Source organism: Rhizobium sp. PRIMUS64, assembly GCF_023006465.1.
Classification (GTDB): domain Bacteria; phylum Pseudomonadota; class Alphaproteobacteria; order Rhizobiales; family Rhizobiaceae; genus Rhizobium; species Rhizobium leguminosarum.
In genome coordinates, this window is the sequence record NZ_JALBGX010000215.1 from 1 (window position 1) to 7,673 (window position 7,673).

General features: G+C 63.4%; 6 protein-coding genes. 1 reads left to right on the forward strand and 5 read right to left on the reverse strand.

What is annotated here, in order from left to right; translation table 11 throughout:
• The 5 genes from MOV76_RS37530 to MOV76_RS37550 all read right to left on the reverse strand — a co-directional run.
• On the reverse strand, positions 1-1,795 hold a 1,795-nt coding region (locus MOV76_RS37530; protein ID WP_247266460.1), incomplete at its 3' end, for a sensor histidine kinase KdpD.
• Between the two features lie 112 nt (positions 1,796-1,907).
• Positions 1,908-2,477 (reverse strand): potassium-transporting ATPase subunit KdpC, encoded by a 570-nt coding sequence (kdpC, locus tag MOV76_RS37535; protein WP_115156788.1) that lies wholly within the window; start codon positions 2,475-2,477, stop codon positions 1,908-1,910.
• A 22-nt stretch (positions 2,478-2,499) separates the two neighbouring features.
• Positions 2,500-4,560: a potassium-transporting ATPase subunit KdpB gene (kdpB, locus tag MOV76_RS37540; protein WP_247266461.1), complete on the reverse strand. Its 2,061-nt coding sequence runs from the start codon at positions 4,558-4,560 to the stop codon at positions 2,500-2,502.
• 209 nt (positions 4,561-4,769) lie between these two features.
• On the reverse strand, positions 4,770-6,473 hold the full coding sequence (gene kdpA, locus MOV76_RS37545) for a potassium-transporting ATPase subunit KdpA (protein ID WP_247266462.1): 1,704 nt from the start codon (positions 6,471-6,473) through the stop codon (positions 4,770-4,772).
• Positions 6,474-6,542: 69 nt separating this feature from the next.
• Positions 6,543-6,632, reverse strand: a complete 90-nt coding sequence (locus MOV76_RS37550) for a K(+)-transporting ATPase subunit F (protein ID WP_003547774.1) — start codon at positions 6,630-6,632, stop codon at positions 6,543-6,545.
• Between the two features lie 490 nt (positions 6,633-7,122).
• Here MOV76_RS37550 and MOV76_RS37555 point away from each other — a divergent pair.
• Positions 7,123-7,673 (forward strand): alcohol dehydrogenase catalytic domain-containing protein (locus MOV76_RS37555; RefSeq protein WP_247266463.1); only part of this gene is annotated, 551 nt, incomplete at its 3' end.

Sequence of the window (7,673 nt, forward strand, 5' to 3'; positions counted from 1 at the left end):
CGGGCAGGGTATCGGCTCCGCGGCCGGCGGCGTGATTGTGCTCCCAGGCCCAGCGGGCGGCGGCGATATCGGCGTCGTCGAGCGTGTCGTCGGGCGGATAACCGGCCTTGACGGCGATGGTACCGTCTTCCGGCAGCAGTAGCACGACGCGGACCTTCAGCATCGAGGCGAGCTGGAAGGCGGTCGCCCAGAGCACGTCGTCGAGCGTGCCGGTGCCGGCGAGCTTTTTCGAGAAGAGATAGAGATCTTCCGTCGTCCGCGCCCGCTGGCGGGCAGCGGCGGCTTGGCGCTGGACGGTCGCGGTCAGGTTGCTGGCGATGATGGCGACGCCCAGGAAGAAGAAGAGCGCAAGCACGCTTTCCGGATCGCTGATCGTCAGCGTGTAGCGCGGCGGCAGGAAGAAGAAATTGAAGGACAGCGCGCTGAGGATGCAGCTGTAAAGGGCCGGCCGCAGGCCGTGGAGGACGGCTGAGGTCAGCACGGCCATCAGGAAGACGAGGGCGAGGTTGCGTACGTCGAGCACCTGGTCGAGCACGACGCTGACGCCGAGCGCGATGGCAACATAAAAGGTTGCCAGCAGGTAGGCCCTGAAATCCAGTTGCGGCGTGGTGGCCGCCGCCCTGACGCCGCGCGCGGTGGTGCCGTCCTTCTCACTACCTGAAATCACATGGACGCTGATCTCGCCGGTCTTGCGGATCAGCTCGTCGGTGATCGAGCGGCTCCACCAGTCGCGCCATGTCGGCTTCTTCGGGGCGCCGATGACGATATGGGTGACGTTGTTGGCGGTGGCGTGGCGGACAAGTTCTTCGGCGACTTCGCGGCCGGGAAGGGTGATCGCTTCGCCGCCGAGCTGCTCGGCAAGTCGCAGCGTGGCGGCGACGGTATCGCGCTCGGCTTCGTTCAGATTGATCGATCGGTTGGTCTCGATATAGACGGCAGCCCAGGGCGCGCGCAGCCGCGAGGCCATACGGGCTGCATAACGCACCAGCGAGGCGGAGCGCGGATGGTGGTCGACCGAGACGAGAACGCGTTCGCCCGCCGCCCAGGGGCCGGATATGGCATGGGCCTGCATATGCGTCAGCAACTGGTCGTCGACGCGCTGTGCGGTCTTACGCAGCGCAAGCTCTCGCAGCGCCGTCAGGTTGCCCGGGGTGAAGTAGTTGGTCAGCGCCCGTTCGGCCGTGCGCGGCATGTAGACCTTGCCGTCATGCAGGCGCTTGATCAGATCATCCGGCGTCAGGTCGATGATCTCGATGTCGTCGGCGAGGTCGATGATCGAGTCCGGCACTGTCTCGCGCACACGGATGCGGGTGATCTGCGAGACGACGTCGTTCAGGCTCTCGACATGCTGGATGTTCAGCGTCGTATAGACATCGATGCCGCGATCGAGCAATTCCTTGACGTCGAGATAGCGCTTCGGATGACGGCTGCCCTCGGCATTGGTATGGGCGAGTTCGTCGACCAGCACGAGATGGGGCCGGCGGGCGAGGATGCCGTCGAGGTCCATTTCCTCGAGCGGCCGGCCCTTGTAGCTGATTTCGACGCGGGGGATTATCTCGAAGCCGGCAAGGAGCGCCTCGGTCTCCTTGCGGCCGTGGGTCTCGACGACGCCGATGACGACATCGAGACCGTCGGCGATCTTGGCACGGCCGGAGACGAGCATCTCGTAGGTCTTGCCGACGCCGGGCGCGGCACCCAGAAAGATCTTCAGACGGCCGCGTGTCTCCGCCCGGGCTTTTTCGAGAAGCGCATCGGGCGAGGGCCTGCCGGCCTGATCGCGATTGTCGTCTGGCATGCGTATGGTCTTTCTGCAGATGGCTGGCGAGGACGGGCTACATCACCCTATCCCTCGCCCCTGTGGCGAGCGCAGGGATGAGGGAAGGAAAGGGGCGCCCAGCCTGCCAGGGTCACTGAGTCATAGAAGCATCAAGGCTCTGGTTCAACGCCAGAACATTGACTGTAGGTTCGCCGAGAATGCCGAGTTCGCGGCCTTGAACGGCACCGTCGACCAGCGCCTTGACCTTGGCCTCGTCGATAGCACGCGCTTTGGCGACGCGCTGCACCTGGAAGTAAGCGGCCTCCGGGGAGATATGGGGATCGAGGCCGCTGCCCGAAGCGGTGACCAGGTCGGCGGGCACCTCCGCATTCGGGTTTGCCGCCTTGGCCGCGTCGTAGTCGCCCTTGACGCGGTCGATCAGCTTCTGGCTGGTCGGGCCGAGGTTCGAGCCGCTGGAGGCGGCCGCATTGTAGCCGTCGCCGGCGGCCGAGGGACGGCCGTGGAAATACTTGTCGCTGGTGAAGGCCTGGCCGATCAGCGTCGAGCCGATCACCTGGCCGTTCTTCTCGATCAGGCTGCCGTTCGCCTGGGTCGGGAAGAGGGCCTGGGCGGCACCCGTCATGGCGAGGGGGTAGAGAAGGCCGGTGATGGCGGTGGTGGCGACGATCATGACGACCGCCGGACGAAGTTCTTTCAACATTGTTCTTACTCCTTGGAGCGTTTCAGGCGAGGCCGAGGGCTGCGACGGCCATGTCGATCGCCTTGATGCCGATGAAGGGGACGATGATGCCGCCGGCGCCGTAGATCAGCAGGTTGCGCGACAGCAGCGCGCCGGCGCCGATCGGACGGTAGCGGACACCCTTCAGCGACAGCGGGATCAGCGCGATGATGATCAGCGCGTTGAAGATGATTGCCGAGAGGATGGCGCTTTGCGGCGTCGAAAGCCCCATGACGTTCAGGATGCCGAGCTGCGGGTAGAAGGTCAGGAACATCGCCGGGATGATGGCGAAGTACTTGGCGATATCGTTGGCGATCGAGAAGGTCGTCAGCGCGCCGCGCGTCATCAACAACTGCTTGCCGATCTCGACGATCTCGATGAGCTTCGTCGGGTCGCTGTCGAGGTCGACCATGTTGCCGGCCTCGCGGGCGGCGACCGTGCCGGTGTTCATGGCGACGCCGACATCGGCCTGGGCGAGCGCCGGCGCATCGTTGGTGCCGTCGCCGCACATGGCGACGAGCTTGCCCTTCGACTGTTCCTCGCGCATCAGCGCCAGCTTCATCTCCGGCGTTGCCTGGGCAAGGAAGTCGTCGACGCCGGCTTCGGCGGCGATGGCGGCTGCCGTCAGCGGGTTGTCGCCAGTGATCATCACGGTGCGGATGCCCATGCGGCGCAGCTCGGTGAAGCGTTCGCGGATGCCGCCCTTGACGATGTCCTTCAACTGGATGACGCCAAGCAGCTTGCCGTCGCGGGCAACGGCGAGCGGCGTGCCGCCAGCCTTGGCGACCTCGTCTGCGATCGACTGCAGTTCGCGCACGACCTCGCTGCCGTTCTTCGAGGATGCGTCGCCGTTGACATAGGCCAGCACGGCATCGACTGCGCCTTTGCGGATCGAAGCGCCTTCGAGATCGACGCCGCTCATGCGGGTCTGGGCGGTGAAGGGCACGAAGGTCGCCTTGAGACTCGCCATGTCGCGGCCGCGGATCGCATATTTTTCCTTGGCGAGCACGACGATGGAGCGGCCTTCCGGCGTTTCGTCGGCAAGTGAGGCGAGCTGGGCGGCGTCGGCGAGATCCTGTTCGGAAACGCCGCGAATCGGGCGGAAGGTCGTCGCCTGGCGATTGCCGAGGGTGATCGTGCCGGTCTTGTCGAGCAGCAGTGTATCGACGTCGCCGGCGGCTTCGACCGCACGGCCGGACATGGCGAGCACGTTGAAGCGGACGAGGCGGTCCATGCCGGCAATGCCGATCGCCGACAGCAGCGCACCGATCGTCGTCGGGATCAGCGTCACGAAGAGGGCGACGAGCACGATGATCGGGATCGAGCCGCCGGCATAGATGGCAAAGCTCGGGATCGTCGCGGTGGCGAGCACGAAGATCAGCGTCATACCGGCAAGCAGGATGTTGAGCGCAATCTCGTTCGGAGTCTTCTGGCGTTCGGCACCTTCAACGAGCGCGATCATCCGGTCAAGGAAGGTCGAGCCGGCAGCGGCGGTGATGCGGACGCGGATCCAGTCGGACAGCACCTGCGTGCCGCCTGTTACCGCCGAGCGGTCGCCGCCGGATTCGCGGATGACCGGCGCGGATTCGCCGGTGATCGCCGCTTCGTTGACGGAGGCCACACCTTCGATGACTTCGCCGTCCGACGGGATGATGTCGCCGGCCTCGACGAGCACGAGGTCGCCGACCTTGAGGCTGGTGCCCGGCACCATGCGGTAGCCGTTGCCATTATTGGCGGTCAGCAGCTTCGCCTGGGTTTCGGTGCGCGCCTTGCGCAGCGAATCCGCCTGCGCCTTGCCGCGACCTTCGGCAACGGCCTCGGCGAAATTGGCAAACAGCACGGTGAACCAGAGCCAAAGATTGATCTGGAACGAGAAGCCGAGGTTGCCGTTGCCCGCCACGAGATCGCGCAGGAAGAGGATGGTGGTCAGCACCGAGACCGTGGCCACGACGAACATGACCGGGTTTCTGGCGAGTGCCCGGGGGTTGAGCTTCTTGAAAGCGGCACCCACGGCCGGAATGAGGATGCGAGAATCCATGATGCTCGCGGATTTTGCCTGGCTCATAAGAGACTCCAGCTTTGAAACGAGGATGGCGAACCGGAAGCCGGTCAGCCCTGTAAGATTTTGAATATGGCGGCGATGACGAGGAGGCCTGCCATCATCACCAGGATGATGTCGGAGGCTTGGGGTCTCGGGCCATTCCCACGTCCCGGCGCACGAGGACGTGAGTGGAAGGCGTTGCGAAGCCTGTGACGGAGGATCATGGCATCACCTCAAAAGATCTGGCCGGCGATCATGACCAGGTGCTCGACGACGGGGCCAAGGGCCAACGCCGGGAAGAAGGTCAGGCCGCCGACGATCAGGATCGTGCCGACGAGCAGGCCGACGAAGAGCGGACCATCCGTCGGGAAGGTGCCCGCCGAGGCCGGAACCGACTTCTTGGCGATCAGCGAACCGGCGATTGCAAGCGCCGGGATGATGACCAGAAAGCGGCCCATCAGCATACCGAGGCCAAGGGTTATGTTGTACCAGGGCGTATTGCCCGTCAGGCCGCCGAAAGCCGAGCCGTTGTTCGCTGCCGCTGATGTATAGGCATAGAGGATTTCGGAGAAGCCGTGCGGGCCGGCGGTCCCGACCGATGCAACCGCACTCGGAAGGACGCTTGCAATTGCGGTGAAGACCAGCATGGCGAGCGGCAGGCAGAGAATGGCGAGAACGGCCATCTTCATTTCCTTCGCCTCGATCTTCTTGCCGAGATATTCCGGCGTGCGGCCGACCATCAGGCCGGCGACGAAGACGGCGACGATGATGAAGAGCAGGATGCCGTAAAAGCCAGCGCCGACACCGCCGACAATGACTTCGCCGAGCTGCATGTTGATCAGCGGAACGAGGCCACCGAGTGCCGTGAAGCTGCCATGCATGGCATTGACCGCGCCGCAGGAGGCCGCCGTGGTGATGACCGCAAAGAGCGAGGATAGGGCGACGCCGAAGCGGACTTCCTTGCCTTCCATGTTGCCGCCGCCAAGACCGAAGGCATGCATCAGCGGATTGCCGGCGGCTTCCGCCCAATAGGTGACGATGACGCCGGCGACGAACAGGACGCCCATCGTGGCGAGGATCGCCCAGCCCTGGCGCTGATTGCCGACCATGCGGCCGAAGACGTTGGTCAGAGCCGCGCCGATCGCGAAGATCGATACCATCTGGATGAGGTTGGAGATCGCATCGGGGTTTTCGAACGGATGGGCGGAGTTGGCGTTGAAGAAGCCGCCGCCGTTGGTGCCAAGCATCTTGATGGCAAGCTGCGAGGCGACCGGGCCGACGGCGATCGTCTGCTGTGCGCCTTCGAGCGTCGTCGCATTGACGTAGGAGCCGAGCGTCTGCGGCACGCCGAGATAGACAAAGACCAGCGTCAGGACGATGCAGATCGGCAAGAGCACATAGAAAGTGGCCCTCGTCATATCGACCCAGAAATTGCCGATCGCCTTGCCCGAGGCGCGCGAGAAGGCGCGGATGAAGGCGAGCGCGATGGCAATGCCGGTCGCCGCCGAGACGAAGTTCTGGACGGTGAAACCGGCCATCTGCGTCAGATACGACATCGTGCTTTCGCCGCCGTAGTTCTGCCAGTTGGTGTTGCTGACGAAGCTGACGGCCGTGTTGAAGGAAAGCTCCGGCGGGATGGCCGCCATGCCGGCCGGATTATAGGGAAGACCGGCCTGCAGGCGCTGCAGCGCGTAAAGCACGATGACGCCGAGCAGGTTGAACATTAGCATGGCGAAGGCATAGGAGGTCCAATGCTGTTCCTCGCGTTCGCTGGTGCCGGCAATGCGGTAAAGTCCCCGTTCGATCGGAACGAGGACCGGTGACAGGAACGTGCGCTCGCCGCTGAAGACACGCGTCATATAGCCGCCGAGCGGTTTGACGAGCACGAGGACGATCCCGCAGTAAAGCAGGATCTGAAGCCATCCGTTGAGGGTCATGGAGGTAAACTTTCAATACCCGGCTGCTTCTCGGTCGCGCATGCGCGACCTCAGAAGCGCCAGTTCTCTTTAAAAGCGTTCTGGGCGAAGGAGAGCGTAGGTGAGGTAAACGGTGAGAAACACAGTTACGGCACCGCTCAAGACATAATCGAGGGTCATCGTCGCTTCTCCTGTCAAAGCCTGTCGCAGGCTCGGGTGTAGGCAAAGCACAGCGCGAAGAATATGATCGCGGTGCCGAGTAGAATGATATCCATCATGATCGTGACTCCTGTTGTTCTTCTTGGAGTCAGACAAGATAAAGGGCGCTGGGAGGCCGCCTTTCATGCTTTCTGGCGTGGAGATGATCTTTTCGATCTCTCGGCATCAATATGGAGCCGAAGCGCATAAAGGTTCGAGACGGACGACAGGCCATCTATATAAAAATCTTATAAATGCCCTTCCGAGGCCGCTCGCCATCGGACCAGGCTGGCGCAGTTTCCCGACGGGCCGCAGCCGGTACTGAGCCCCGGTAAGTCAGGGTGAGCATTTTTTCATTTGTTGAGCAAAAGCCTTCGCAATCTGGTTGAATTGGGAGGGCTTCGGGCCTTATAGTCGCCTTCGACGCTGCCCGATGGAGTCATGGGCAAGCCATTAGGGAAGGAAACCGACGATGACCAAAGTCCGCGCGCTTGTCCTCGAGCGCCAGCATGAGCTTGCGCTTCGCGATATCGATCTGCCGCTTGAAACTAGCCCCGGCGAGGTGAAGATCAGGATCCACACCGTCGGCGTCTGCGGTTCGGACGTGCATTATTACACCCATGGCAAGATCGGCCCCTTCGTCGTCAACGCGCCGATGGTGCTCGGCCATGAGGCGGCGGGCACGGTGGTCGAGGTTGGCGCTGGCGTCACGCATCTGAAAGTCGGCGACCGCGTCTGCATGGAGCCCGGCATCCCCGATCCGAATTCCAAGGCAAGCCGGCTTGGCCTGTACAATATCGACCCGGCCGTGACCTTCTGGGCGACCCCGCCGATCCACGGTGTGCTGACGCCAGAGGTCGTGCATCCCGCCAATTACACCTTCAAGCTACCCGACAATGTCAGCTTTGCCGAAGGCGCCATGGTCGAGCCCTTCGCCGTCGGCATGCAGGCGGCCGCCAAGGCGAAGATTACGCCGGGCGACACTGCCGTCGTCCTCGGCGCCGGGCAGATCGGCACGATGGT